The organism is Paenibacillus sp. FSL W8-0187 (genome assembly GCF_037969755.1).
Classification (GTDB): Bacteria; Bacillota; Bacilli; order Paenibacillales; family Paenibacillaceae; genus Paenibacillus_AQ.
Genome location: NZ_CP150206.1, coordinates 4,341,655 through 4,368,000, shown reverse-complemented (window position 1 = coordinate 4,368,000; position 26,346 = coordinate 4,341,655). Strand labels below are relative to the sequence as shown.

21 protein-coding genes and 1 riboswitch are annotated in these 26,346 nt (G+C 50.0%); of the genes, 19 read left to right on the top strand and 2 right to left on the bottom strand.

The window, feature by feature from the left end; translation table 11 throughout:
* Positions 1–40: 40 nt before the first annotated feature.
* On the bottom strand, positions 41–916 hold the full coding sequence (gene dapA, locus MKY48_RS19445; RefSeq protein ID WP_339265609.1) for a 4-hydroxy-tetrahydrodipicolinate synthase: 876 nt from the start codon (positions 914–916) through the stop codon (positions 41–43).
* A 111-nt stretch (positions 917–1,027) separates the two neighbouring features.
* Here dapA and MKY48_RS19440 point away from each other — a divergent pair, with 111 nt between their 5' ends.
* The 13 genes from MKY48_RS19440 to MKY48_RS19380 all read left to right on the top strand — a co-directional run bounded on the left by MKY48_RS19440 (position 1,028) and on the right by MKY48_RS19380 (position 18,083).
* Positions 1,028–1,903 carry a LysR family transcriptional regulator gene (locus MKY48_RS19440; protein ID WP_339265607.1) on the top strand — a complete coding sequence of 292 codons (876 nt, stop codon included), beginning with the start codon at positions 1,028–1,030 and terminating at the stop codon, positions 1,901–1,903.
* A gap of 63 nt (positions 1,904–1,966) precedes the next feature.
* Positions 1,967–2,047: riboswitch (ZMP/ZTP riboswitch) on the top strand.
* Positions 2,048–2,128: 81 nt separating this feature from the next.
* A complete protein-coding gene (purT, locus tag MKY48_RS19435; protein WP_215163008.1) occupies positions 2,129–3,289 on the top strand; it encodes a phosphoribosylglycinamide formyltransferase 2 in 1,161 nt (386 codons plus the stop codon).
* 320 nt (positions 3,290–3,609) lie between these two features.
* Positions 3,610–4,968: an MATE family efflux transporter gene (locus MKY48_RS19430; protein ID WP_215163007.1), complete on the top strand. Its 1,359-nt coding sequence runs from the start codon at positions 3,610–3,612 to the stop codon at positions 4,966–4,968.
* Between the two features lie 199 nt (positions 4,969–5,167).
* A complete protein-coding gene (locus MKY48_RS19425) occupies positions 5,168–6,802 on the top strand; it encodes a response regulator (protein ID WP_339290431.1) in 1,635 nt (544 codons plus the stop codon).
* 6 nt (positions 6,803–6,808) lie between these two features.
* The gene (locus MKY48_RS19420; RefSeq protein WP_339290430.1) at positions 6,809–8,638 is read left to right on the top strand and encodes a sensor histidine kinase; all 1,830 of its coding nucleotides are present in this window, start codon (positions 6,809–6,811) and stop codon (positions 8,636–8,638) included.
* Positions 8,631–9,632 (top strand): substrate-binding domain-containing protein, encoded by a 1,002-nt coding sequence (locus MKY48_RS19415; RefSeq protein WP_339290429.1) that lies wholly within the window; start codon positions 8,631–8,633, stop codon positions 9,630–9,632. Before MKY48_RS19420 ends, MKY48_RS19415 begins: the two co-directional genes overlap by 8 nt.
* Positions 9,633–9,804: 172 nt before the next feature.
* Positions 9,805–10,857: a galactose ABC transporter substrate-binding protein gene (locus MKY48_RS19410; RefSeq protein WP_076321771.1), complete on the top strand. Its 1,053-nt coding sequence runs from the start codon at positions 9,805–9,807 to the stop codon at positions 10,855–10,857.
* Between the two features lie 96 nt (positions 10,858–10,953).
* Positions 10,954–12,510 carry a sugar ABC transporter ATP-binding protein gene (locus MKY48_RS19405; RefSeq protein ID WP_339290427.1) on the top strand — a complete coding sequence of 519 codons (1,557 nt, stop codon included), beginning with the start codon at positions 10,954–10,956 and terminating at the stop codon, positions 12,508–12,510.
* A complete protein-coding gene (mglC, locus tag MKY48_RS19400; RefSeq protein ID WP_326094247.1) occupies positions 12,488–13,507 on the top strand; it encodes a galactose/methyl galactoside ABC transporter permease MglC in 1,020 nt (339 codons plus the stop codon). Before MKY48_RS19405 ends, mglC begins: the two co-directional genes overlap by 23 nt.
* Positions 13,508–14,246: 739 nt before the next feature.
* Positions 14,247–15,320, top strand: coding sequence for a Gfo/Idh/MocA family oxidoreductase (locus MKY48_RS19395; protein ID WP_339290426.1), 1,074 nt, complete (start codon positions 14,247–14,249; stop codon positions 15,318–15,320).
* Positions 15,321–15,323: 3 nt separating this feature from the next.
* Positions 15,324–16,163, top strand: coding sequence for a sugar phosphate isomerase/epimerase (locus MKY48_RS19390; RefSeq protein ID WP_339290424.1), 840 nt, complete (start codon positions 15,324–15,326; stop codon positions 16,161–16,163).
* A gap of 148 nt (positions 16,164–16,311) precedes the next feature.
* Positions 16,312–17,004: a response regulator transcription factor gene (locus tag MKY48_RS19385; RefSeq protein ID WP_339290422.1), complete on the top strand. Its 693-nt coding sequence runs from the start codon at positions 16,312–16,314 to the stop codon at positions 17,002–17,004.
* Positions 17,001–18,083: an ATP-binding protein gene (locus MKY48_RS19380; RefSeq protein ID WP_339290420.1), complete on the top strand. Its 1,083-nt coding sequence runs from the start codon at positions 17,001–17,003 to the stop codon at positions 18,081–18,083. The genes MKY48_RS19385 and MKY48_RS19380 overlap by 4 nt, the downstream gene beginning before the upstream one ends.
* Before the next feature lie 25 nt (positions 18,084–18,108).
* Here the strand turns inward: MKY48_RS19380 and MKY48_RS19375 are convergent, their stop codons facing one another.
* On the bottom strand, positions 18,109–19,302 hold the full coding sequence (locus MKY48_RS19375; protein ID WP_339290418.1) for a glycoside hydrolase family 88 protein: 1,194 nt from the start codon (positions 19,300–19,302) through the stop codon (positions 18,109–18,111).
* Between the two features lie 261 nt (positions 19,303–19,563).
* On the opposite strand from MKY48_RS19375, the gene MKY48_RS19370 reads away from it, so the two are divergent.
* The 6 genes from MKY48_RS19370 to MKY48_RS19345 all read left to right on the top strand — a co-directional run bounded on the left by MKY48_RS19370 (position 19,564) and on the right by MKY48_RS19345 (position 26,337).
* A complete protein-coding gene (locus MKY48_RS19370) occupies positions 19,564–19,746 on the top strand; it encodes a tautomerase family protein (RefSeq protein WP_076321763.1) in 183 nt (60 codons plus the stop codon).
* 6 nt (positions 19,747–19,752) lie between these two features.
* On the top strand, positions 19,753–20,715 hold the full coding sequence (locus MKY48_RS19365) for an ABC transporter permease subunit (protein ID WP_339290416.1): 963 nt from the start codon (positions 19,753–19,755) through the stop codon (positions 20,713–20,715).
* Positions 20,716–20,733: 18 nt separating this feature from the next.
* Positions 20,734–21,606, top strand: coding sequence for a carbohydrate ABC transporter permease (locus tag MKY48_RS19360; RefSeq protein ID WP_215162994.1), 873 nt, complete (start codon positions 20,734–20,736; stop codon positions 21,604–21,606).
* Between the two features lie 125 nt (positions 21,607–21,731).
* Positions 21,732–23,309: an extracellular solute-binding protein gene (locus MKY48_RS19355; protein WP_339290415.1), complete on the top strand. Its 1,578-nt coding sequence runs from the start codon at positions 21,732–21,734 to the stop codon at positions 23,307–23,309.
* Between the two features lie 110 nt (positions 23,310–23,419).
* Positions 23,420–24,469, top strand: coding sequence for a response regulator (locus MKY48_RS19350; protein WP_339290414.1), 1,050 nt, complete (start codon positions 23,420–23,422; stop codon positions 24,467–24,469).
* Complete coding sequence (locus tag MKY48_RS19345; RefSeq protein WP_339265584.1) at positions 24,466–26,337, top strand: histidine kinase; 1,872 nt, start codon at positions 24,466–24,468, stop codon at positions 26,335–26,337. Before MKY48_RS19350 ends, MKY48_RS19345 begins: the two co-directional genes overlap by 4 nt.
* The last annotated feature ends 9 nt before the right edge of the window (positions 26,338–26,346 follow it).

Genomic DNA, 26,346 nt, shown 5'->3' with positions numbered 1-26,346 from the left:
ATTCCAAGGAGAAATCGATGACATTAACGAGCCGGTTGTATCAGATTTTCATTGCATGATCTAATGAGAGCTTAAGCTCATCCGTAATGGGTCCCATAGGCAGTCGAAGGGTGTCCGATGAGATGATACCCTGCTTGGCAAGCAACCATTTTAGCGGAGCGGGATTGGATTCTTCAAACAGCTTACGAATGTAGGGAAGCAGGTCTTCGAATTCCATTTCGGATCGTGAATAATCTCCTTGGGCAGCTAATTGAAACACCCGAATGAAAACCTCGGTATTCACATTGGCCGACGCCAATATTCCACCAGAGGCTCCATGAACCAGCATTTCATGAAAGAGGACATCGTTGCCACATAGAACGGGCTTCGTATCGTAATGGGATAAGCTTCTCATGAGCTCCGTACTTTCAGTGCTGTCTTTCATCCCGATCACGCCGGGGATCTCCATGATTCTTCTTATGACATCAACCGGTAACCGGATTCCAGTACGCGATGGAACTTCGTACAGAATTACCGGGATCCCGACCTCGGCCACCCTTCGAAAATGCTGCAGAATGCCATCGATCGAAGGGTGACTGTAATACGGCGTGACGACCAATACCGCATCAGCACCGATATGGCCTGCCAGTTCCGTTCGCTTTATGCTGGATACCGTATCGTTGGTACCTGTACCAATGATGAGCGGTAATAGCCGTCCGCCCAAACTCCCCCGCGTTTGCTCCACAACCTGCACGACTTCCTCCCAAGCTACGGTCGGCGCTTCACCGGTCGTTCCGTTGATGACCAATCCCTGAATATCGTAGGATAACAAACTCTTCAAATAATGATGATAAGAAGGAAGATCCAGTTCGTAATCCTGTAAAAAGGGAGTGATCACAGGAATAAAAATGCCATGCAGTTCTTGCTGACTCAACATAACCTTTCCTCCAATTCATGAGTGATGGCTATACTTTAACATGGGAATTAAGATCGGAGTTAACTATAATAATAGATAATTACTATCAGTATTATTGATAAGGAGATAGCGATGGAACTCATCTACCTGCAAACCTTCAGGGAGGTTGCGATTCGCCAGAGTTTTACGAAAGCCGCGAATGAGTTGGGTTATGCTCAATCCAGCGTAACCACCCAGATTCAGAAGCTGGAGAAGGAATATGGCGTCAAGCTGTTTGAACGTTATGGCAGAGGCTTGCGCCTGACGAAGTCCGGCGAGGAGCTGTTTGAGTATGCCGTTCAAATGCTGGATCTGTTCCAGCAGTCGAAGGAAAAGCTGACCAAGCAAGGCGGAGGCACCTTATCGATCGGAACGATAGACTCGCTGGCCGCTTATTTTCTTCCGTCCGTCATTCACCAGCTGAAACAAAGGCATGAAGATCTTGTCATCCGCTTACAACCGGATCGTGAAGATAGCATTATCAGTAAGGTGAGAGAGGGCGAGTATGATCTCGGTCTTATTTTGGATAGAAAACCAGAGGACTCCTCCTTGAATTGGATCGCCATTCGGGAAGAGCCCCTTCTGCTGATTGCCCATCCGAATCATCCGCTTCTTGTTAAACCTGTTATAGAGCTAGAACACCTGGCTGATGCCGAATGGATTATGCCCGAGGATAGTTGTAATTACCGCATGATGTTGGAAAAGGTGCTGCGTGCTAGCGGAGTTCCAATGCGAATAGGCCTGGAATTGGGCAATCCGGAGGCAATCAAGAGATATGTGATGTCCGGTACGGGCATCTCATTATTGCCGAAGATGGTAGCAGAGGAGGAAATCAAACGTGGTGAGCTTGCGATTCTTCCCTTTGCGCATTCCGACATTCGACTGGACATTCAGTTGGTTATTCACCCCAAGAAGTGGTTTTCTCAATCGCTGAAGGATGCGATCGATATGCTGAAGTCTAAATCCTAATGTCGCCTTATGGTGATATTGCAATTAACGGGAAGATTCAGTATGATTTAAATAACAATGTATAGGTTTATGTGTGACTGGCGCAGCATGGGGGACCATGAGGGAGCACATAGATGACGACGGCCGTACGCCTGGGCAGAGGTAGGGGAAGCTTATTTCCCTTACCTCTTTATTATTTTCTGATTCTATAAGTCTCTGAAACTACGAAAAGGGGATAAAACAACGATGTTAAAAACGAAGAAAATACTGCTGCTAGGTTCGGGAGAACTGGGAAAAGAAGTCGTGATTGAAGCACAGAGACTGGGTGTGGAAACCATAGCCGTCGATCGTTATGCCGACGCTCCTGCCATGCATGTTGCCGATCATAGCCATGTCATCGATATGCTGGATGGGGAGAAACTGCGCGCAATCATTGAGCAGGAGAAGCCGGACCTGATCGTACCTGAGATCGAGGCGCTGGCTACCTCGGAACTGGTTAAGCTGGAGGAAGAGGGGTACCGGGTTATTCCTACTGCCAGAGCTGCGAAGCTTACGATGGACCGAGAAGGGATTCGCCGGTTAGCTTCAGAGGAGTTAGGGCTGCCTACTGCGGGCTATCGATTTGCCGATACTTATGAGGAGTTTAAACAGGCTGTTCTGGACATGGGGTTTCCATGTGTAATTAAACCTCTGATGAGCTCCTCAGGTAAAGGCCAGAGCGTATGCCGCTGCGAAGGAGATATCGAGTCCTGCTGGAACATCGCCATGGAGGGCGGCCGTGTGCAGAACGGAAGAGTGATCATTGAGGAATTCATTATATTCCAGTCGGAGATCACGCTTCTGACCGTTCGTTCCGTCAATGGAACAAGCTTCTGTGCGCCAATCGGACATATTCAGGAGAGCGGGGACTATATCGAATCCTGGCAGCCACACAATATGTCGGAAGAGCAAATCGAGGAAGCTAAATATATTGCAAGGAAGATTACCGATGAGCTTGGCGGTTATGGATTGTTCGGGGTTGAATTGTTCCTGACTGAGGATAAAGTGTATTTTAGCGAGGTGTCTCCGCGACCGCATGATACCGGGTTGGTTACACTGGTCACGCAAAATTTATCTGAATTCGCGCTTCACGTCCGTGCCATTCTTGGCTTTCCGATCCCGGAGATCGAATTGATAACGCCGGGAGCCAGCCGTCCGCTAAAAGCGGCGAGAGAGCTGGAGAATTATACAGTTACCGGCGCCGAGCAAGCACTGGCTGTTCCGAATACGCAGCTGCGCATTTTTGGGAAACCGGTGACCAAGATCGGAAGACGGATCGCAGTTGCGTTGTCAACCGCCGGCACAGTGGAGGAAGCCCGTTCGCGTGCGAAGCTGGCTTTGGATAAGCTTGCTGTTGAAGAAGCATAAATCATCGGGATTCCATTGATATAGCTCATTATATTATGTTGAAAAGGTCAACTGGAATAACCGGTTGGCCTCTTCTGTTATGGAAAGATCATGGATCAAAATCGGCTACGCACGGTTCAAATGCTGATAACCTGTTCTTGTTTTGGTTTTGATGATAAATATGCAGAAATTTATGTTCTTTCATGATAAGATACACAAGAATACAAACGACCCTCACCCATTATAATGTTTTCAAGGCGATGCTATATAGGCAAGGCTTGTAACGTCATAATATAAATAAATATAAAGAGGAACGTTTAAGACGGCATAGGAGAATCTACATGAGAGACATGACGCAAGGAAGTCCGATCAAGCTGATTATCATGTTTACGATCCCGCTTTTGATCGGAAATATTTTTCAACAATTTTATAATATGGCGGATACCCTGATCGTGGGTCGTACCATTGGTGTGAACGCACTTGCGGCTGTGGGCTCGACAGGCAGTATATTGTTTTTTGTTATTGGCTTTGCCCAAGGCTTGACGGCCGGTTTGTCCATCATAACGGCGCAGCGCTTTGGCGCCAAGGATATCGCGGGCGTCCGCAAAAGCGTGGGAACAAGTATATGGATTAGTCTTGTATTCACGGTTTTCCTCACCATTGTGAGTGTCATATTCACGAGGCCCGTCCTCGTCATGATGAACACGCCGGCAGAAATTTTGGATGATGCTTATTCGTATTTAATCGTTATTAACTGGGGTGTTGGCGCAGCCGTTCTGTTCAACTTGCTGGCTAACCTGCTCAGAGCACTTGGGGACAGCCGGACGCCGCTTCTCTTCTTGGTGGTCGCAAGCATTCTGAACATCGTACTCGATCTGTTGTTTATTCTTGTATTCAAGATGGGAGTAGCCGGAGCAGGTCTTGCCACGGTGGTATCGCAGCTGTTCTCCTGCCTGCTCTGCTTATTATACATTCACAAAAAGGTTCCGCTTCTGCAGTTCAAGAATGCCGATTGGTCCATCGATTGGACATTTATACGCAAGCATATGTGGGTCGGTTTCCCGATGGGCTTCCAAGCCTCCATCATTGCGATCGGAGCCATCATTCTACAGATTACGCTTAACGGTCTTGGGGCAACGGCCGTAGCCGCATATACGGCAGCTCAGAAGATTGACATGCTTGCTACGCAACCCATGAGTTCCTTTGGCATTACGATGGCGACTTTTGCTGCCCAGAACTTCGGAGCGAATCGCATAGACCGAATCAAGCTTGGAGTTAAACAATGCATATGGGTCTCGGGATCCTTCAGCCTCGCCGTGGGCTTGCTGGTTATATTTGCGGGTCCTGCAGCCGTCAGCCTCTTTGTCGGTCAAGGAGAGGAAGAATTGCTGTCCCTTAGCAGGCTGTACTTCTTATCGAACGGCAGCACCTATTTGCTGCTGTCGCTGTTGTTCATCTACCGCTTCACGCTGCAGGGACTGGGGCAGAGCTTTATCCCAACCGTAGCCGGCATTATGGAACTGATTATGCGGGTATTGGCAGCCATCTTCCTGACCGCGCAGATCGGGTTCCTCGGCGCAAGTCTGGCAAATCCGCTGGCTTGGCTCGGAGCCGTCATCCCGCTCGGCATTGCCTATTACCTGAGCATTAAAAGATTAAGCGCGCCTGCTAAACCCGTCTCCGTACCTGTTCAGGCGTAAGGATTTTTACACAATTGAAATCAGAACGAATCATGACTTAATGAACAGAAATCATTCTGTTGTTCAAGAGCCATGCATTCGTTCTTTTTTTTGCTTCATCAAGCTTGAAAAAAGATGCATTCCAAATTTGGATGCGCCGGGGTAAGATCACATTAGATTCTTTTAACTAATTTGACAGATTAGAACAGGAGAGGTTGCCTTGTATAAAGTGCTGTTAGTGGACGATGAAGCCGATGTTAGGGAGGGACTCGTGCAGGAAATCCAGTGGGGAGCCTGTGGATTTACGATCGAGGGAACGGCGGAGAACGGGAGAGAGGCCATGGAGCTTGCGGAGCGATTGGAGCCGGATGTCGTCATTACCGATATCAGTATGCCGTTTCAGGATGGGCTCCAGCTGGCCTCGTGGCTCAGAGAGTTTCAGCCGCTGTGCAAAATCGTGATCTTAACCGGATACGATGAATTTGATTATGCCCGTCAAGCGATTACGCTCAGCGTGGACGAGTATTTGCTGAAGCCATTCTCTGCCGAAAGCTTCACGGAGCTATTGGGGAAGATCAAAGACAAGATCGATATGGAGGTTACGGAGCGTGAGGATGTGCGCCAGTTGAAGGAGCATTACCGCACGAGCCTGCCTTTGCTTCGGGAATCGTTTCTTGCGTCTCTGCTCACCCGGAAATTGCCCCGCTCGATCATTGAGGAGAAGACTCGAAATTACGGTTTGTCTTTGAATGGGGGGAGTTACCTGGCTGCCGTTATGGCATTATATCCCGCTTCTGTAGATAAGGAGCATACGTCCTCAACTTCCCTTCGCCATTCGGGAGACTTGGATTTAATGCTGCATGCCATGCTGAACATTGCTAAGGAGCTTCTGGATCCCGAATTTTTTGGAAGCGTATTCATATATCAGGACAGCATTGTGCTGTTGATTATGAATGACGAGAGCGAAGACGAAGTGTGGTTTAGCGAGCTGCAGGTGACACTTGACCGCTTGTTAAAAAGCATTCTTCATTATTTGAAGCTCCCGGTTACGATTGGAGTGGGCTCTATGGTGCGGAATCTGTCCGACCTTAAGTATTCCTATCAGGATGCGCTGCTGGCGCTCGACTACCGGTTGATTCTTGGTGCCGAGAAAGTCATCTTCATTGATGATGTTGAGCGCCCGAGACCGGAGGGAGTTCGTCTGGATGAATTAAAGGAGCAAGCGCTGATCCGCAGTCTAAAACTCGGAACGGAAGAGGAATTAACTGAAGCAATCTCGCACATATTTGATGAACTCATGGGTGCCTCCTGTACCATTCAGGACGTTCAGGTATACCTTTTGGAGGTTGTAACGGCTATATTGAGATCGGCTCAAGAATCCGGGATTGAGATCGAGGCGTTGTTCGGCGCAGGGTCTCAACTGCATGCGGAGATCTTCAAGTTTTCCGGATTGCAGGAGGCTAAAGCCTGGCTTCAGGACGTCTGTTTGACTATACGCAAGCATATCGCCAGCTCCAGGCAGCATGCGTACAAAGACATCGTGGAGAAGGCACTCCAATATACCCGGGAGCATTACGGTGACTCGGAGCTATCGCTGCAGAAGCTGTGCGTGCAGCTTCATATCAGTACAGGCTATTTTAGCGCTGTGTTCAAAAGAGAAGTCAAAATGACCTACGTGCAGTATTTGATGCAGCTTCGGATGGAAACGGCCAAAGAGCTTCTTCGATCATCGGAACTTAAAGCGTTCGAAATCGCGGAGCGTGTCGGATTTGCAGATCCGAATTATTTCAGCTTCTGCTTCAAGAAGCAGGTCGGCATCTCACCCAAGGAATACCGGACACAAGCGAGGGGGTAGAACTCGGTGAAAATCACGTATGCTAAGCGGGACTCGTTTAAACCAACCATTCAGCGATGGGTTAGGCGATTTCGCGCACACAGCATTCAATCGATCATCATGTGGTCCTTCTCGGCATTTATTCTGCTTATCGTGATCGTGGTAGCCGTTCTGTTGTTCAATAAATTCTCACGTTCGGCGGAGCAAAGCGTGTTTTTGAATGCCCAGCAAATCGTGGATCAGGTCAGCTATAATCTCGAGGATTATGTGGACGGGATGGCACAGCTGTATCGGGCCATTGAGGAAAATATGCTCGCGGACGGGCAATGGGATGATGAGCAGGTGACTCAACAGCTGAACACCATCATGCGAAGTCGGGATGACATTGTCTCCATCGCTTTATTTAATGAACAGGGCGATATGCTGAGGAACCACCCGGCCATGCCGGTTAAGCCCAGCGCCCGGGTGACGGAGCAGAGCTGGTTTCACTCGGCCATGAGAGTCTCCGACCATCTGAGCTTCTCGCTGCCGCATGTGCAGAATTTGTACGACCATACATTTAAATGGGTGGTCACGATGAGCAAAGGAATTACGGTTGTTCATAACGGAGAGCCGACGTATGTCATTCTGCTGGTGGATATCAACTTCAAGAAAATCGATGAGCTGAGCAGCCGCATTAGCCTGGGTAAGCGGGGGTATGCGTACATCATCGATGAAGGAGCGGGAAACATTGTGTATCATCCCCAGCAGCAGTTAATTTACATGGGGCTTCGGAATGAGAGCGTAGAACGGGCACTTACTTCTTCGGACAGTTACATTGATGAATCGGATGGAGTCAAGCGGCTGAATACGGTGAAGTCGGTCGTTAATATCGGATGGAAAATCGTTGGGGTTTCCTATTTGGATGAAATCATGACAACAAGGGAAGAGGTCAATCGCTATCTGGTTCAGGTTGTGGCGATTGTTCTGGTGCTTGCCATCGTGGTCTCCCTAATTCTCTCGGCTATGCTGACCCGCCCGATCCGCCGGATGGGCAGAACGATGAAGGCAGTGGAACGGGGCGATTTCAACGTGGAGCTCCCGCTGCAGGGGCCGCTGGAAGTGGTACAGTTGTCCAGCCGCTTCAATCTAATGCTGGATAAGATCAGGCAGCTCATGAAGCAGATTGTGAAGGAGCAGGAATCGAAGCGTAGATACGAGCTGGAAGCTTTGCAGGCTCAGATCAACCCGCATTTTTTATATAACACCTTGAATTCGGTGGTCCGCATGGTCGGCATGAGCAAGAAGGAGGAGGTCATTACGATGATTACTTCCTTGTCGAGGCTGTTTCGTTTGAGCTTGAGTAAAGGGAAGACATCGATAAGCGTCCGTGAGGAACTGGAACATGCAAGGCATTATTTGACCATCCAGCAGATGAGATATAAACAGAAATTCGATTTTAAGATCGAAGCGGATGAAGCAGCGCAGTCTTATTACACGCTAAAGCTGGTGCTTCAGCCCTTAATTGAGAATGCCATCGTACATGGCATCGAGTATATGGTGGATCATGGACATATTCACATAACGGCAGCTATCAAAGGCGACCTATTGGAGATGACGGTGAAGGACAATGGAGTCGGGATGTCTCCCGAGATGGTTGAAAGGATATTAGAGGTTGAAGCGCTACGTCAAAATCCGGCTCCATTTATCAATACGGCAGGCTCTGGTGTGGCCGTTCGAAATGTTCATGACCGCATCCAATTGTATTATGGGCATCGTTACGGTCTGGAATTTGAGAGCGAGCTCGAAGTGGGCACTACCGTTCGCATACGGATTCCGGTCATTCACGACAAGGGGGAGGGGCGGGAGAATGATTAGAATTCATCATGTGGTACGGATACCGGTTGTACCTAAGGGCTGTCTCGTAGTGCTTATCCTAACCTCGTTCCTATTAACATCGTGTGCATCAGGCGCAACCATGGATGAGAATGAAACCGAACTCCGGCATATTGCCCTCGTGGCTCCCATACACGCCGAAGAGCAGGGGGATGCCATCCGATTAGGCGCCGAGGCGGCTGCCAAGGAAAACGGATTGGTGCTCGATTATATCCCGCTGGAGCCAAGTGACGATGAAGCGGAGCAACTGCAAGCTGCATTGAAGGTGCTGGAGAAAGGCTCCTCCGCGATTTTGATTGATCCGGCATCCGAAGCCGTACTGCAGAAATTAGGGGATCAGGCATCAGCGGCTGATGTCCCCGTCATTGCTTTGAATGATGAGCGAATGACCACAGGTGTCCTGTCCGCCATTGCAATCAATAATGAGGTCGCCGGACGCAAGGCGGGTGAGCAGTTGGCTGACTTACTTGAAGGTCGGGGTGTTATCGCCATACTTCGATCCGACAGGGAGGATCCCGACCTAATGGCCCGCGAAGAGGGCGCCAAAAGTGTACTGTCGGAAATGAGCGGGATTCAAATCGCGGACGGAGCTGCGTGCGGCAAACGTGAAGATGCATGCTGGCAGGCAGCCAAGCAGCTGCTGGACCGGGAATCGGTCGACGGGATTCTGGCACTTGATATTCAGGCTTCCTTGGGAGCGGCCAAAGAAGTCGCGAGAAGGAAAGTTCAGGGGAAGATCAAGATTGTCACCTTCGGAAGTGATCTGGAGCAGCTTCAGCTTCTGCAGGATGGCATCCTTCATAAGCTCGTTGTGCAGAACGGGTTCAGCACGGGTTATCTGGGAGTAGAACAGGCCGTGAAGGTCTTAGATGGTTCGAAATATGACAAGCCGATTGTGCTTGAGACCAAGGTAATTGATGCCGACAACATGTTCTGGATGGATAATCAGAAGGTGCTATTTCCATTTGTGAAGTAAAGAAGATGCGATGCTTAGAAGTAAAGTGATGAGAATTTTGCTAGAAAGCAGGAGGATTTTGAATTCGAATGTCAGGAGCATTGCGGCATAATGGCGGTAGACAGTGAGATATGGCATATAAATGCCGTACCCGTCACTGAAAATTCGAATGAAAAAAGGGAGGTCAACCCAGGTGAAGAAGAAATGGCTGATAATCCTTATGGCTGGCATGATGCTGACCACGGCGGCATGCAATAACGGCGGGAGCAGTTCAACCGGCAGCGATAGCAAGGGAAGTGAAGCGGCGGGTGGCAGCACCCCTCAAGTCGGGGTGGCGATTTATAAGTTTGACGACACGTTCATGACAGGCGTTCGGAATGCGATGTCCGATGCAGCGAATGGCGTAGCCAAACTGGATATCGTGGATAGCCAAAATGCGCAGCCAACTCAAAATGAGAAAATCGATCTGTTTATTTCAAAGAAATACAGCTCCATGATTATCAACCCGGTGGATCGGACGGCGGCCGGTGTCATTATCGATAAGGCTAAAACTGCGAATACACCAGTGGTCTTCTTGAATCGGGAGCCGATCGCGGAAGACATGAACAAATGGGATAAGGTGTATTACGTAGGGGCAAAAGCGGAGGAATCCGGAACGATTTCGGGTCAGCTTATTGTCGATTATTGGAAGGCCAATCCGAAGGCGGACAAGAACGGGGATGGTAAGCTGCAGTATGTCTTGCTGCAGGGTGAGCCGGGTCATCAGGATGCCGAGCTGAGGACCAAATTCTCCGTACAGGCGATTCAAGATGCGGGGATAGAAGTCGAAGCGCTAGCGGTGGATACCGCCATGTGGGACCGCGTGAAAGGACAGGAAAAGATGCAAGCCTTCCTTGCATCCCATGGCGACAAGATTGAAGCGGTTCTGGCCAACAATGACGATATGGCGCTCGGCGCTATTGAGGCATTGAAAGCAGCAGGTTACTTCAGCGGCGACAAATATATGCCGGTCGTAGGCGTAGATGCGACAGCTCCGGCTATTCAGGCGCTGGAAGATGGCACGCTTCTCGGCACCGTGCTTAATGATGCCAAGAGCCAGGGCAAAGCATCTGTTGCGATTGCCGCAGCACTATCCAAAGGGGAAACGCCGAACAAGGACAACACCGGATTTGATATTACCGACGGCAAATACGTATGGATCGCTTACAAAAAAATAACGAAGGACAATATCGCCGACGCGAAATAATAGCAGGGTTATAGGAAGGGGCAGCGGCTAATCGAAGCGTTGTCCCTTTATATTCGGCTTTTTTCGATCCCGGCTAGCGAAGGAGGTATCCCGAAGGTGACGGAACCGTATGTGCTGGAGATGCGGAATATATCGAAGGCGTTTCCCGGCGTTCAGGCGCTAAACGACGTAACATTCAAGGTGAGACCAGGCACCGTGCATGCTCTTATGGGCGAGAACGGGGCAGGTAAATCAACGTTGATGAAATGTTTGTTCGGCATATACAAGCCTGATGAAGGCGATATTTATTTGAACGGCAGCAAGGTAACCATCAACAGCTCCAAGGATGCACTGAATCACGGAATTTCCATGATCCATCAGGAACTTCATCCCGTGCCGCACCGCAACGTGATGGAGAATATATGGCTGGGAAGATTTCCGGTGACGGGCTTCTGGCCTTTGAAATTCGTGAATGAGAAACAGATGGCAGAAGATACGCTCCGTCTGTTCCGCGAGCTCGATATCGATATGGATCCCAGGGCAAGAACAGGTGCGCTCTCCGTATCCAAAATCCAATCGCTGGAAATCGTCAAAGCGGTATCCTATCGCTCCAAGGTCATTGTCATGGACGAACCGACCTCCTCGCTGACAGGCAATGAAGTGGAGCATCTGTTCAGCATGATGAACAGGCTGCGTTCTCAAGGCGTGTCCATCGTCTACATCTCGCACAAAATGGAAGAGATTTTGCGCATATCCGATGACGTGACGATCATGCGCGATGGGAAGTATGTGGGCACCTGGCAAGCCGGCGAGCTGACAACCGATTTGATTATCACCCGCATGGTGGGGCGGGACCTGACGGAGCGCTATCCGGAACGGACCAACGTTCCCGGCGAAACCCGAATGCAGGTCCACCAATTAAGCTCCACGAATCCGAAATCGTTTCAGAATGTGTCCTTCGAGCTAAGACGGGGAGAGATTCTGGGCGTTGGCGGCCTTGTCGGCGCACAGCGAACGGAATTGGTTGAAGCTATATTCGGGCTTCGTCCAGTAGCTTCCGGAACCATATCGATAAACGGGAAGCCAGTAAAGATCAAATCACCCTCGGATGCCAAGAAAAATAATATGGCGCTGCTGACGGAAGAGCGCAGAGTTACCGGCATATTTCCGGTTCTCTCGGTCTATGAGAATACCGTCATTGCCAATCTTCAAAGGTATCAGAATTGGGCGTTCCTGTTAAATGAACGCAGAGGAATCGAGGATGCGCGAACGAACGTGGAGCAGCTGAGAACCAAAACTCCCTCAGTCCATACCCAGATTCGGAACCTGTCGGGCGGCAACCAGCAGAAGGTGCTGCTGGCGAGATGGCTTCTGACCGAGCCTGAAATCCTTCTGCTGGATGAACCGACCCGTGGAATCGATGTCGGCGCCAAGTTCGAGATTTATTCGATCATTACAGAGTTAGCCAAGCAAGGAAAGAGCATTATTATGATTTCCTCCGAAATGCCCGAGCTGCTCGGAATGTCCGACCGAATCATGGTGATGAGCGAAGGGCGGCTGACGGGAATACTCGCAGGGCAGGAAGCAAGCGAAGAGGAAATCATGCGGCTTGCCGCACAGCAGCGGTCAGCTGATTCGGGAGGGGAAGTCGATGAATACGCAAACCATCGGTAAGGTGAAAGATTATTTGGCGCAGCGCGCCATATTCGTTGTATTGATATTGCTTGTTATCGGGATTGCCGTCGCAGATCCAAACTTTCTGGCCTTCTCCACGCTGCGGGATATTTTGCAGCAATCCTCCACCCGATTAATTATCGCGCTTGGCGCGGCATTTATTCTGATCACCGGCGGGGTTGATCTCTCCGCAGGACGCGTTGTCGGTTTAACGGCGGTCGTATCGGCTTCCATGCTGCAAACGGATGTATACGCAAACCGCTTCTTCCCGGACCTGCCCCAAGTATCGGTTGTATTGCCGATCCTTATCGGTATATTGGCGGGGCTTATCGTTGGTTTAATCAATGGTTTCATTGTGGCTAAACTGCATGTGCCGCCATTCATAGCGACGCTCGGTACGATGGTCGGCATTTACGGCGTCAATTCCATCTATTTTGATATGGAGCCGAACCAATCCCAGCCGATTGGCGGCTTGAGACCGGACTTTACCGTGTGGGGCAGCGGCTACATCGATTTCGGCGGCGGATATTCTCTCCCCTACATCGTCATTATCGCCGTCTTTGTTGCATTCGTCTGCTGGGTGATATTCAACAAAACCCGGCTCGGCAAAAATATGTATGCGATCGGCGGCAACGTGCAAGCGGCGCATGTATCGGGGATTAATGTAGCTCGTAATCTCATAGCGATCTACGCTATTTCAGGTGCGTTGTACGGCATCGCCGGTGTGCTGGAGGCTGCGAGAACCGGCGGTGCGACGAATAACTACGGCAACATGTATGAACTGGATGCGATTGCCGCATGCGTGGTTGGCGGGGTATCCACTGCGGGAGGCATCGGTACGGTGCCAGGTGTGATGGCCGGGGTTCTTATCTTCGGCGTCATCAATTACGGATTAACCTTTATCGGTGTCAGCCCATACTGGCAATTGATCATTAAAGGGCTTATTATTGTGGCAGCGGTCGCATTTGATATTCGCAAATATATGGCCAAAAAATAAAAGGAAAAGAAGCCGCTGGAATATATCCCGCGGCTTTTGTACAGATATCAGGAAGTATAAACTTCGAGGCTTGGGCCTTCCTGATATCGCAAGAAAAACATCCTATACCCGCGGTCTGTCTTCTGAGAAAGTACGTCGATAGACGTTTTTCTTTAGATATCAGGAAGTATAAACTTCGAAGCACGGGCCTTCCTGATATCGCAAGAAAAACTTCCTCTAACCGCGGTCTGTCTTCCGAGAAAGTACGTCGATAGACGTTTTTCTTTAGATATCAAAAGTATAAACTCCGAAGCACGGGCCTTCCTGATATCGCAAGAAAAACTTCCTCTAACCGCGGTCTGTCTTCCGAGAAAGTACGTCGATAGACGTTTTTCTTTAGATATCAGGAAGTATAAACTTCGAGGCTTGGGCTTTCCTGATATCGCAAGAAAAACTTCCTCTAACCGCGGTCTGTCTTCCGAGAAAGTACGTCGATAGACGTTTTTCTTTAGATATCAGGAAGTATAAACTTCGAGGCTTGGGCCTTCCTGATATCGCAAGAAAAACTTCCTCTAACTGCGGTCTGTCTTCCGAGAAAGTACGTCGATAGACGTTTTTCTTTAGATATCAGGAAGTATAAACTTCGAGGCTTGGGCCTTCCGATATCGCAAGAAAAACTTCCTCTAACCGCGGTCTGTCTTCCGAGAAAGTACGTCGATAGACGTTTTTCTTATAATCATCCATTACAGGAGGTGCTGTTATGATCATGGATAAGAAGGTTTTAAATATCGGCGTGCTGGGCTGCGGCCCCATATCGCAGTACGGACATTTCGAGGCTTGCCGGAGAGCGCGCAATGCCAGGCTATACGTGATATGCGATGTCGCTGAGGATCTGCTCAACCGCATGGCCGAAATCCACCAGCCAACCAAGATCTACAATGATTATGATAAAATGCTCGCCGATCCTGGGGTGGAGGCTGTCATCATTGGCATCGCGGATCAATTTCACGTGCAAGCCGCTCTTAAAGCCATCGAAGCAGGAAAACATGTTCTAGTGGAGAAGCCTCTTGGCGTCACCGTAGAAGAGTGTGAGGAATTGCAGCGGAAGGCGCGGCATTCTGGATGTATTGTCCAAATCGGCAATATGAAGCGCTTTGACCCGGGCATTGCTTATGCCAAGCAGTTTATTGATCAAGAAATGGGTGAGATGCTGGCGTTGAAAGCATGGTACTGCGACTCAACCTACCGGTATACGGTCACCGAGAACGTGAAGCCCATGGTGCAGCTTAGTCCGAATGCCTTAAGGCCGGAAGGCAATCCCAAGCTGGATAAGCTGCGTTACTTCATGCTAACACATGGCAGCCATCTGGTGGATACGGCTCGATTTTTAGGTGGAGAGATGAATAGCGTTACAGCCTGGAACACGCAAAAGTTCGGAGCGTATAACTGGTTTGTCACGGTGCAGTATGCCTCGGGCGCTGTAGGACATCTGGATCTAACGGTTGCCGTGCGGATGGACTGGCATGAGGGCTTTCAGATCTACGGCGAACACGGAAGCGTTATTGGCAAGACCTATAATCCTTGGCTTTTTAAGTCCAGCGACGTCGAGGTATTCTCCTCACGCGACGGTTGTTATCATCGTCCGCTCGGGGAAGATGCGCATTTCTTCAAGCTGCAGGTTGAAGCCTTTGCGGATACGATTATGGAGCAGGCACCCATGCGAGGGGCCAATCTAGAGGATGGAGTGGCAGCCATGCGTGCCATGGCGGCAATTGCACGATCGGTGGAGAGCGGGAATACGGTGAAGCTGGCTGATGTAACGGGAGGTGTATGAGGCATGAGGCTGGGCATCTTCTCCAAGACGTTTGAACGACCTACATTGGAGGGGAATTTGGACGCAGTGAAAGCAAACGGACTGAGTGTGATTCAATTCAATCTTACCTGCGCGGGTCTCCCATCACTGCCGGACGAGATCGATCTGGAAACCGCGGTGCATATAAGAGAAGAATGTGAGAAACGGCATCTACATATAGCCGCAGTATCCGGAACTTTCAATATGATTCACCCGGATCAGGGGTTACGCCAGCATGACATTCGCCGGTTTCGCCATTTGGCAGCGATGTGCCATTCAATGGGGACGTCCGTCATTACCCTGTGCACAGGCACAAGGGATAAGGACAATATGTGGAGGGCACATCCGGACAACGAATCATCGGAAGCATGGGATGACCTGCTAACGACCCTGCGTGAATTAGTGAATATGGCAGAGGAGTTCGAGCTGGAACTGGCTATTGAACCTGAGCCGGCCAATGTGATCAGCGATGCGGTCAAAGCCAGACGGCTGCTGGATACGATGGATTCTCCCCGGTTAAAGGTCGTTCTGGATGCAGCGAACTTGTTCAGTCCGACGGAGAGGAGACCCCTGGCAGAAGTTATCGATCAAGCGCTGTCACTGCTCAGCGAACATGTCATTATTGCACATGCCAAGGATTATTCGACCGTAAACGGACTCCATTATACGGCTGCAGGAACCGGTGAACTGGATTATAAAGCTTACATGAAATTGCTGCACGCTTATCATGTCAGGGGTCCGCTTATTCTTCATGGCCTGCATGAACGTCAGGTGCCGCAAAGCGTCTCTTATCTGAAGACCCAAATCACAGCGGCCATGTTATGACACGAACTTCAACGCAATAACAGCAACACCCATGAATGTTATGGGCTTCTTGGTTCATCCTCATTGAATCTTCACAAGTTTCAGTTACAATGAGGTCTTATGTTAAAGTTGATTTGTACTGACGAAGGATTCAATAAGGAGAAACCAGATGAAGACCATATTAATCGTGGATGATGAACCGAATATTCGAGAAGTTCTTGTATCTTACCTGAACAAAGAACATTATCTGACGCTGGAAGCGGCCAACGGTGCCGAAGCGTTCGATTTCCTGCGAGAGCAATCCGTCGATCTTGTCATACTGGACCTCATGCTTCCGGATATGGATGGTGAGCGGATATGTCAGGAAATTCGTACGTTCAGCTCGGTACCCATTATCATGTTAACGGCTAAGGTGGCCCAGAGCAGCCGGATTGGCGGGTTTGCCATCGGGGCCGATGATTATATCGTGAAGCCGTTCGATCCTCGGGAAGTTGTGGCAAGAGTCAAGGCCGTCTTGAGACGGGGAGATGACAGCAAGCTGCTGGCGGACGTTATTGTATATCACCAAGGCGCGCTGGCCATTCATTCGATGAAACACGAAGTTACCTGCCATGGACAGGTCGTAAACTTGACGCCAAGCGAATACAAACTGCTGCTTCTGTTGGCCAAGTACCCCCAGCGCAATTTCTCGCGCGAAGAATTGGTTGATCGCGTGTTAGGCTATGACTTTATCGGCGACATCCGCATTATTGATCAGCATATCAAGAATCTGAGGCAAAAGATTGAATCCGATCCTAAGCAGCCCAAGTATATCATTACCGTTTACGGATTCGGATACCGCTTTGGAGGTGATGGGGCTTGAAGCATCGGCTGGACCTGAGGCTTGCCGCCATCATCATCAGTATCACGGCAGGGATTCTGATCATGTTTACCGTGATCAATATTGTGACCAACCATTATCATATAGCCATGTTCCAGCAGCAATCATCCGTGCATGATGGAATGGCTGAGCTGAATTATCATTTGGAGCAGGCGCAGATGCAATCCATCATTTTGACATGTCTCTTATCCATTGCGATTGCTTCCGTAATAGGCATATATGTTGCAAGGAGAATATCGGCCCCCCTCGTCCAGATGAAGCGAGCGGCTGAAATGATGACGCGGGGGAAGTGGGACATCCGTGTGACAACCAAAGGGTACGATGAAATCGCGGGACTTGGCTCTTCGCTGAACGAGCTGGCTGTGCAGTTACAGAAGCAGGAGTTGCTTCGCAGGAATATGACCCAAGATATCGCACATGAACTGCGAACGCCGTTAACCACATTAAAGAGTCACACCCGTGCACTTGAGGATGGCATATGGGAGCCGACCGCAGATCGGTTTCAAACGTGCCTGAAAGAGATTGATCGATTGATTCAGCTTGTCACGGAGCTCGAGGATTTGCACGATATGGAATCGCCGGAGTTTCAACTATCCCGATCCAAGCAGGAGCTTGGTCAAATTATGGAGAGGGCCATCACCTTGGCGGCAGCAATGTATCAAGAAAAAAAGGTGGACCTGCAATATGTCAGCGGTTCGCCGATCCTAGCCGAGGTGGATGCCGACCGGATGCTCCAGGTTCTAATCAATATGTTAAGTAATGCCTTACACTACACGCCAGCTGGCGGAACGGTACAAGCCGAGCTCGTGGACGAAGGGGCAAATGCCCTGATTCGAATCAGAGATTCAGGTCAGGGGATTTCTTCCTCCGATCTGCCGTATATTTTCGAAAGGCTGTATCGGGGCGATAAGTCAAGGAATCGGTTAAGCGGCGGAAGCGGGATGGGGCTGGCTATCGTCAAGCAGCTGGTTTCCGCTCATGGCGGTCAAGTGTGGGCCGAAAGCGGAGATGAGATTGCCGGCGGGAGCTGCTTCTATATCCGGATTCCGAAAGAAGAATAGATGAATGGACATGCAAAAAACCGGATCAGAAGATCCGGTTTTTCCATCCCATTAACTTGGCTGCGCTCTCAACATAATAGTAATCGCCATAGATAAGCGAGACATTTATATTTTGTCCTGCAGGCAGATGTCCCGTGGCTTCCTTCAGGATGCCTTCATACGCGGGGTCATCCCATTCGGCGTAATGGGCCGTCAAGGAGTCGATGATACGCAGGGCACTTTGGCGGTACAGAGCGCTTTCGGTTAAAGGCACCAAGTCCGCGATTTCAAGTAGACCGGAAGCAGCGCAGGATGCTGCTGACGTATCCCGTGGTTCGGAAGTCATCGGGGTCGATTCCGTCTCTTCACGATCGGATGGTCCCATCTCCTTGCGCTCCGCACGGAAATCCCAGCGGGGTATGGAATCCTCCTCAAGGGAAGCTATGAAGAAATGGGCAACCCGCTTGGCGGCTTCAAGATACCGTATATCGCGGGTATAACGATAGGTATTAGCCATGCCATGCAATGCCCATGCCGCTCCACGGCTCCATGCAGATTCCGGTCCATAGCCTTGTCCTCCCAGCGACTCCAGATATTCTCCCGTCAACGGATCAAATCGGCAGATGTGCCGAACGGAGCCGTCCGGTCTTATGAAAAACTCGGCAACCGTATTGGCTTGCTCTCTGGCGATATGAGCGAATCTCGGGTCGCCACTCTCCTCGGAAGCCCAGAATAGAAGGGAGAGGTTCATGGTGGAGTCGATAATGGACCAGCCTTCATTCCCATGATTCCATGAGGTTGGTTTCACCTGATTCCAAGCACGTATGAATTTCCCGACCGGGTTATACCTCCCAGCCAGCAATGTAGCGGCCAACAATCCTCTCCGCCGGGCATCCGGATCGCCGGTCAGTTTATATTTGATGACGGCTGTCGGCAGAAATTGAAAGCCGACATCGTGATGAAAATTACTGTCCCCGATCAGCGCTTGTTCAAGTCGAACATCCCATTCCCAAGCCCATTCCTTATACTGCGGCTCCTTGGTCATATCATACATGATCCAGAGCATTCCCGGCCAAAAACCGGAGGTCCACCAATCGATCCGGGTGGAATCATAGATCCCGTTCTTTGTCGCATGGGGAACTTTGTCTTGTAGCTGTCCCGTCATACGCATTACTTTCTTTTCCAGTTTCCCCCATAACGACCCATAGGTTGTTACCTCTTCCTTAACTTGTCCGTTCATCGCTAACCTCCCATAACTGATGGCATCGAGCGGCCCGAGTTGGCATCTGCTTTGAACCATTGTTCCACAGAACGCTTCGGAATTCTATACCAACCGCTTAAGAACTATTGAAATAACAAGCCGATCTTAAAAAAACACAAGCCTTTCGAACCACCTAAAAAAAACACAAAGGAACCGATCTTCCTCCATTGCTGCCCGGTCATGAAAACTTATAGGATAAGGATATTCATCATATCCATTACCTAAGGAGGCGATAAGCCGATGCCGCAAATTACGATTAAAATGTACGAAGGACGCACGGATGAGCAGAAAAACGAAATCGTTGATGTTTTTACAAAGGAGCTGTCGCGGATCATTGACCGGGAGCCTGAATTTATCAGCATCCGGTTTGACGAAATTCCGATAGATGACAACGCACCGGCCAATTTGAGAAACAAGAGGTGATGACAGATGGCCGAGCCAAGCAAAGCAGCGGTAAGCCCGAATCTGGTGGGAAAGCTCGATAAAGGGAGAAGATTACTTGGCTTCATGTGGAAATACAGGGCGCTGTACTTCATATCGCTGCCGGGACTGCTGTTCTTCGGATTATTCAAATATGTTCCGTTAATGGGCTCCGTGATCGCATTCCAGAACTACAATTTGTTTGCGGGCGTAACGGGAAGTCCCTGGGTGGGTCTTGAGCACTTTGGGCGCATGTTCCAGCACTATGATTTTTTGAAAATTCTGCGTAATACGCTTCTGCTGGGTACATATGACATTCTGTTTGCTTTTACCGCCCCCATTGTTCTGGCTTTATTGCTCAATGAGGTTCGTCAGGTCGTGTACAAGAAAATTGTCCAGACAATATTCTATGCGCCACATTTTCTGTCATGGGTTATTGTAAGCGGTATCTTTGTGGGTATCCTGTCCCCATCATCGGGGATCGTGAACGTGATACTCGGCTGGTTCGGCATAGAGCCGATTTATTTCCTTGGTGAAGATTCCTACATTCGAACGGTATTGGTGGGCTCCGGATTATGGAGAGATGTCGGATGGGGGACCATCATTTATCTGGCGGCGCTCGCAGGCATAAATCCGGATCTCTACGAAGCCTCCGAAATTGATGGAGCGGGAAGATGGCGCCAGACCCTCAGCATTACCCTGCCAGCGCTGCTTCCCGTGATCACGATCCTGTTCCTGCTCAAGATCGGGGACTTCATGGATTACGGGTTTGAACGCGTATTCGTGTTTCAGAACCCGCTCAACATCCAGTCCAGCGAAATTTTGGACACGTACATTTACAAAGCGGGCTTGCAGCAGCTGCAGTACAGCTATGCCACCGCCATCGGGGTGTTCAAATCCGTTGTTGGCTTGTTCCTGATTTCCATTGCAAACACCATCAGCAAGAAAGCGACCGGCGAGTCGCTGTATTAGAGGGGAGTGACCACCAACGTGAAATATGACAGTGCGGGCAGAAAACTGTTTCTTGTATTGAACTATATCATCCTTACCTTTCTTGCACTCACCATGCTGCTCCCTTTTCTCAACGTCATTGCCCAGTCGTTCAGCAGCCCAGGCGCTATCGATCGCGGAGAAGTGATGTTCTGGCCGGTGGAATTTACCTTTGCCTACTATAAGCATGTATTCAACGATATTTCCATCTGGAGGGCATTCGGGATCAGCGTCTATATTACGCTATTCGGAACCTTCATCAATCTGGCAGCAACCGCTTCGCTGGCGTATCCGCTCTCCAGGCCCGAATACGTCGGCAGAAAAACAATCATGATTATCATCCTGATGACCATGATATTCACGGCACCGCTGATTCCGCAATTCATTCTGATGCGCGAGCTGAATCTCGTCAACACGCTGTGGTCTTTGATGCTGCCATCGGCGATCAGCGCATTCAATCTGTTTGTGCTTCGAACCTTCTTCACCCAAATTCCAAGCGAACTGATCGATTCGTCCCGAATCGACGGATGCAGCGAGGTCCGTACCCTGTGGAGCATCGTGCTTCCGTTATCGAAACCGGCGCTGGCGACGGTAGGGATATTCTACTCCGTAACCAATTGGAACAAATACATGGACGCCCTCTACTACATCAATGATCGCGCCAAGTATCCGCTCCAGGTAAAATTGAGGGAGCTTCTGGTGAACGAGGGCCTGACCGATACGGGCAATATGGCATTCGAAGCAAGCTCCCAGTCCGTGCAGGGCATTCAGATGGCGGTAATTCTGGTAGCCACCTTGCCCATCATTCTGTTGTATCCGTTTCTGCAGCGCTTCTTCATTCACGGGATGATGATCGGGTCGATCAAAGAATAACCCTAAAAAAACGACAAACCGAGCCAAAGACATTCCTTGTTCCCGCCCAGACGGCTCTCTATACTGATATTAAGTTTGAAAGCGCTATTATAAGCGACTATATTAGCTTGAAAAGAGGGGTATTCATGAGAAAAAGCTGGACACGTGCGCTTACGTCAGGTCTCGTACTGGCCATGCTCGTTGGCTGTTCGGGCAACAATGGCGGAGGCGGGGGAGCCAATGCCGGCGGAGACGACCAAGGCGGGAATGAAGCGGGAGCCACGAAATTTTCCATTTCGATGCGGACGCTTAACGTATCCTACGTTGAGAAGAATCCGGATATCAACAAGGATAAGTACGTGCTGGAGCTAGAGAAAATGACAAATACGGACCTGGATATCCGTCTGATTCCGCATAACGAATATCAGGATAAAATGGTGCAGATGTTCGCAACGAATGACATTCCGGATGTGGTGCAGGGCACTGGCGGAATCAGCGGTCCCGAGCTGGCGGGTGCCGTGGAGAACGGAGTCTTTCTCCCGCTGAACGATCTCCTGCAGGAGCATGGGCAGGACCTGCTCAAGTTTATCCCGGAGGAAGCCTGGAAGCGGATGACGGATTCCAAGACGGGCAATATTTACGGAATTCCCGAAATCTTGTCCAATCCGTCGAGACGGGCCACATGGATTCGGACCGACCTGCTGGAGAAGGTAGGCAAGGAGATCCCGACAACGGTGGAAGAGACGATGGATGTGCTGCGCGCGTTCAAGGAAGCCGGGGTGGAGCAGCCTTATGCCGGACGTCAGAATTTCAAATATGCGGACACCTTCTTCGGTGCGTATGACGTGCTGGGTTACCTGAACCAATTCAAGGTGTTCCCGGACGGGAAGGTAAAGCCAACCTTCTTTGACGAAGAAAATATGAAGCAGGCGATTCAGATATATAAGACGATGCACGAGGAAGGATTGATCAGCAAGGAATTCGCGACCATTGAAAGCGCGGATTTCAAATCCATCGTCACGAGCGGCAAAGCGGGCATGTGGTCCATGAATGCCAATGAGCTCCCGATCTGGGGCACCCAGTTGAAGGAGAATGTGCCGGACGCGAAAGTGGCGCTGATTCCTTCGCCTGTAGGACCTGACGGTAAAGGGGGATATGCCCATTACAATCCGGTAACGCGTTCCTTCTTCATCAACGCGAAGGCAAAGGATAAAGCGGAGGATATCGTGAAGTTCTTCAACTGGATGGTCAGTGAAGATGCGGAATTGTTCTTCAGCTTCGGCCTTGAAGGCGAGGATTATAAGGTAACCGACGGCAAGCCGGTCTTCGAGGTTCCAACGGACACGGCAGGAGCGGATAAAATGCGTTATTTGAACTACTGGCTGTGGCTGGTGCAGGACACGACCTACAACAAACGCGTATCCGAGTTGTCAGATTCCGGCAAAGAGCTGATTAATGCTTTTGATAATATGCTTACGAAAGAGGGCCGCCGCGGCATTGAATTCGATCCGCGTCTGGAGGCGATGGTGAAATATCCGGAGCTGAATCCGAAATCGGATGAACTGCCGCCGCTGATTCTAGAGCATGTGCTCCGCATGGTATACGGCAGGGAGCCTATCGATAACTATGGCAAGGTGCTCGAGGAATATCTGTCCAAAGGCGGCAGCGAGATTATTGAGGAAGCCACGAAACGATATAACGAAAAAGAAAACGCTTTCGAATAAGCAGAGCATGTTTTAGTATAGTGTTGAAGAATGACTCCTCTGCTTGTCTAAGCAGAGGAGTATCTTGCTAAAGCTAAACTACTCTCGCTGTTTTGAAAGGGGAATGGGTGATGTACCGCATTCTGGTCGTTGATGATGAACCTATGATAAGGATGGGCTTGGCGAAACTGATCACGCAGACGGATCCGGCCATGATTCAAGCGGCAACGGCCGGAAACGGCATGGAAGCATTGGAAGCGATCCAGACGACACGACCGGATTTCATCTTTACAGATATTAAAATGCCAAAGATGGACGGCTTGGAGCTAAGCAAGCAGCTTTATGAAAAATACGGCGATATCACGGTGGTCGTCATTTCCGGTTACGGCGATTTCGAATACGCCCAGAAATGCATGTCGTATGGGGTTAAAGAATATCTGCTCAAGCCCGTGACCAAATCGGTGGTACATAACACCATGAATAAATTGATGGCGGATCGAAAGTCCATGCAGGAGAAGCAGCGGTTTTATTTTCCGCTCTCCAAGCTGGAGGATTGGCTCGAGCAGCTGGAACTGGCCGTATGGCATTTACAAATGAACGATATCCAGAACAAGCTGCAAGAAATCGAGGATTACTGCAACGAGCGCAGGCTCGAATCGATTCAGCTTCAGGAATTGCTGGATGAATTGTATGCGAAACTGATCAAGCAGTTAAACGGTCGGGATGTGTATTCATTTGAGCGTATGACAGGCATTTCGGGGCCGGAACCCGGAGGAAACCATCATTATTTCGAGAGATTTCGTCAAGCCGTGGATCAGACGGTAAAGCTCATACGCGAGAAGCGAAAAGGAAATGCCAAGGAGCCTGTCGAGGAAGCAAAAGCCTACATTGAGCGCAATTTGTCCCGCGATCTCTCGCTGGATGAGGTTGCCGATATGCTCGGACTCAATCCGTCGTATTTCAGCCAGCTGTTCAAACAGATGACGGACGAGACCTTTGTCCATTACCGGATCAAGAAACGAATGGAGAAGGCGAAGAAACTCCTTGCCATTCCGCATTATAAAATTACGGACATTTCGTTCGAAGTGGGGTATGCGGATCATCCCCATTTTACGAAAACCTTTAAGAAGGTCACCGGATACACCCCTTCCGAATACCGGGAGATGCTGGGGATACAATGATGCGGAGGAGCCTATCCCGTCAAATCTTCCTGTACTTTTTCATCGTCGTGATGTTCTCGCTTACGACGGTGGGCGTTTTCTTCTATATGAAATCATCCGAAGCGATTGACGAGCAGGTCGAGAAGTATATGACCACCGTCATCACGAACGCCGCAAGGCAAACGGATAATCAGCTGAAGATGTTCGAGCGGATCAGCAATACGATTTTGCTGCAGGATTCGGTGAAGCGATTTTTGGATATGGACCCCAGCGACAGCTACGAGCATTACCGGTTCACCCATCTTATTCGAAAGGATGTCTTTCAGAAGATCTTCATTCAATACCCCACCCAGACCCATATGATGTACATACTGGGGTTCCATGGCCGGTCGATTTTCGATCAGAATCAGAATTTCTCCGCCATGTCGATCGATCCGTCGGACCGACTTCGTGAATTGACGGAGAAGACGCCGGGGAACGGGGAGATCGTCATCTTGAAGACCAGCCTGCTGGAACAGGATCGCGACAACGTCATTACGGTTGCCCGCAAAATCCGGGGAATGGATTCCTACGACGTTAAAGGCGTGCTCGCGGTGGAGTTCAATGAAGATCAGTTGTCGGGTTTATGGAATGGCGTCGATCTCGGAGAGCAGGGTTTCTTCTTCATCCTGGATCGCGAAGGCGAGGTCGTCTATGCCCCAGATCACGTGGATATGGAGGGAATCACGACCACGGACCTGCCGAAGCGCATTATCGCTAAGGGTGATCATCGCTTCATTGAACCGGTGCTAGGCGAGAAAGCGATGATCATCTCGCGCCAATCCGAGTATTCAGGCTGGAGCCTCGTCATTATGATGCCGCTGGATGAGCTTCGGGCGCCGATTTCGGGCATTCGCTCCACCACCATTATCGTAGGCGTTGTCACTTTGATCATTGCGCTCGTTCTGGCTTACAGATTCGGCAAATCGATCGTGAACCCGATCCGCAATCTGAAGAACGGGATGAGGCAGACGGAGAAGGGAAACTGGACGCATATCACCGATGTGAAGCCGCGGGAGGACGAGATCGGCGGATTGATCCATAGCTACAATCTCATGGTTAGCCGCTTGTCAGATATGATCGAGCAGGTATACGACACGGAGCTCCACAATCAGAAAACGCAGCTGGAGCTGCAGGACATCCAACTGGAGCGCCAGCGGGCAGAGTTCCAGGCGCTCCAATTACAGATCAATCCGCATTTTCTGTACAACACGCTGGAAACGATCAATTGTTACGCGATCGTTCAGGATTCCGACGAGATCTCAGACATGGTAGAGGCCATGGCTTTCATGCTTCGATACTCCATTCAGACCAACCTAGAGGAAATCACCATTGCCAACGAGCTGAATCATGTGCGGCATTACATGATGATCTTACAGCATCGGATCGGGCGCGATTTCGAGATCGAGGTGGCGACGCCGCCCGAGCTCCTATTGGAGAAGATGGTCAGGCTCTCCTTACAACCGATTGTCGAGAATATTTTTCAGCATGCTTTTCCGGAAGGGATCGAAGCATGGCATTACATTCGGATCGACACGAGAATCGAACAGGACAACTTGCTGGTTATCGTCGAGGACAATGGGGCAGGCATAGCTGACCATAAGCTTCATAAACTGCGCAAAAGGCTCGAGGAAAACCGCTTGGTCGATGATGAAGAGGGGATGCATGCCCGGCGCAGGGGTGGCATCGGTATCGTGAATGTCCATCGGCGAATTCAGATGGTTTACGGCGAAGAGTACGGGATAACGGTTCATAGTTCGCCGGATCAAGGCACAAGCATCGTCATGACGATGCCGCGAATGGAAAGAGTGCGTGAACAAGAAAGCAGACTGAAACAGCTGCAAACCTAATCAGGAGGG

Bases quoted from the DNA above. Each gene is read 5' to 3' on its own strand.
- MKY48_RS19440 (WP_339265607.1), top strand. From the start codon at position 1,028: ATGGAACTCATCTACCTGCAAACCTTCAGGGAGGTTGCGATTCGCCAG.
- mglC (WP_326094247.1), top strand. From the start codon at position 12,488: ATGAATACGCAAACCATCGGTAAGGTGAAAGATTATTTGGCGCAGCGC.
- MKY48_RS19395 (WP_339290426.1), top strand. From the start codon at position 14,247: ATGATCATGGATAAGAAGGTTTTAAATATCGGCGTGCTGGGCTGCGGC.
- MKY48_RS19355 (WP_339290415.1), top strand. From the start codon at position 21,732: ATGAGAAAAAGCTGGACACGTGCGCTTACGTCAGGTCTCGTACTGGCC.
- MKY48_RS19385 (WP_339290422.1), top strand. From the start codon at position 16,312: ATGAAGACCATATTAATCGTGGATGATGAACCGAATATTCGAGAAGTT.
- MKY48_RS19350 (WP_339290414.1), top strand. From the start codon at position 23,420: ATGTACCGCATTCTGGTCGTTGATGATGAACCTATGATAAGGATGGGC.
- MKY48_RS19390 (WP_339290424.1), top strand. From the start codon at position 15,324: ATGAGGCTGGGCATCTTCTCCAAGACGTTTGAACGACCTACATTGGAG.
- MKY48_RS19415 (WP_339290429.1), top strand. From the start codon at position 8,631: ATGATTAGAATTCATCATGTGGTACGGATACCGGTTGTACCTAAGGGC.
- dapA (WP_339265609.1), bottom strand. From the start codon at position 916: ATGTTGAGTCAGCAAGAACTGCATGGCATTTTTATTCCTGTGATCACT.
- MKY48_RS19375 (WP_339290418.1), bottom strand. From the start codon at position 19,302: ATGAACGGACAAGTTAAGGAAGAGGTAACAACCTATGGGTCGTTATGG.
- MKY48_RS19345 (WP_339265584.1), top strand. From the start codon at position 24,466: ATGATGCGGAGGAGCCTATCCCGTCAAATCTTCCTGTACTTTTTCATC.
- purT (WP_215163008.1), top strand. From the start codon at position 2,129: ATGTTAAAAACGAAGAAAATACTGCTGCTAGGTTCGGGAGAACTGGGA.
- MKY48_RS19430 (WP_215163007.1), top strand. From the start codon at position 3,610: ATGAGAGACATGACGCAAGGAAGTCCGATCAAGCTGATTATCATGTTT.
- MKY48_RS19370 (WP_076321763.1), top strand. From the start codon at position 19,564: ATGCCGCAAATTACGATTAAAATGTACGAAGGACGCACGGATGAGCAG.
- MKY48_RS19365 (WP_339290416.1), top strand. From the start codon at position 19,753: ATGGCCGAGCCAAGCAAAGCAGCGGTAAGCCCGAATCTGGTGGGAAAG.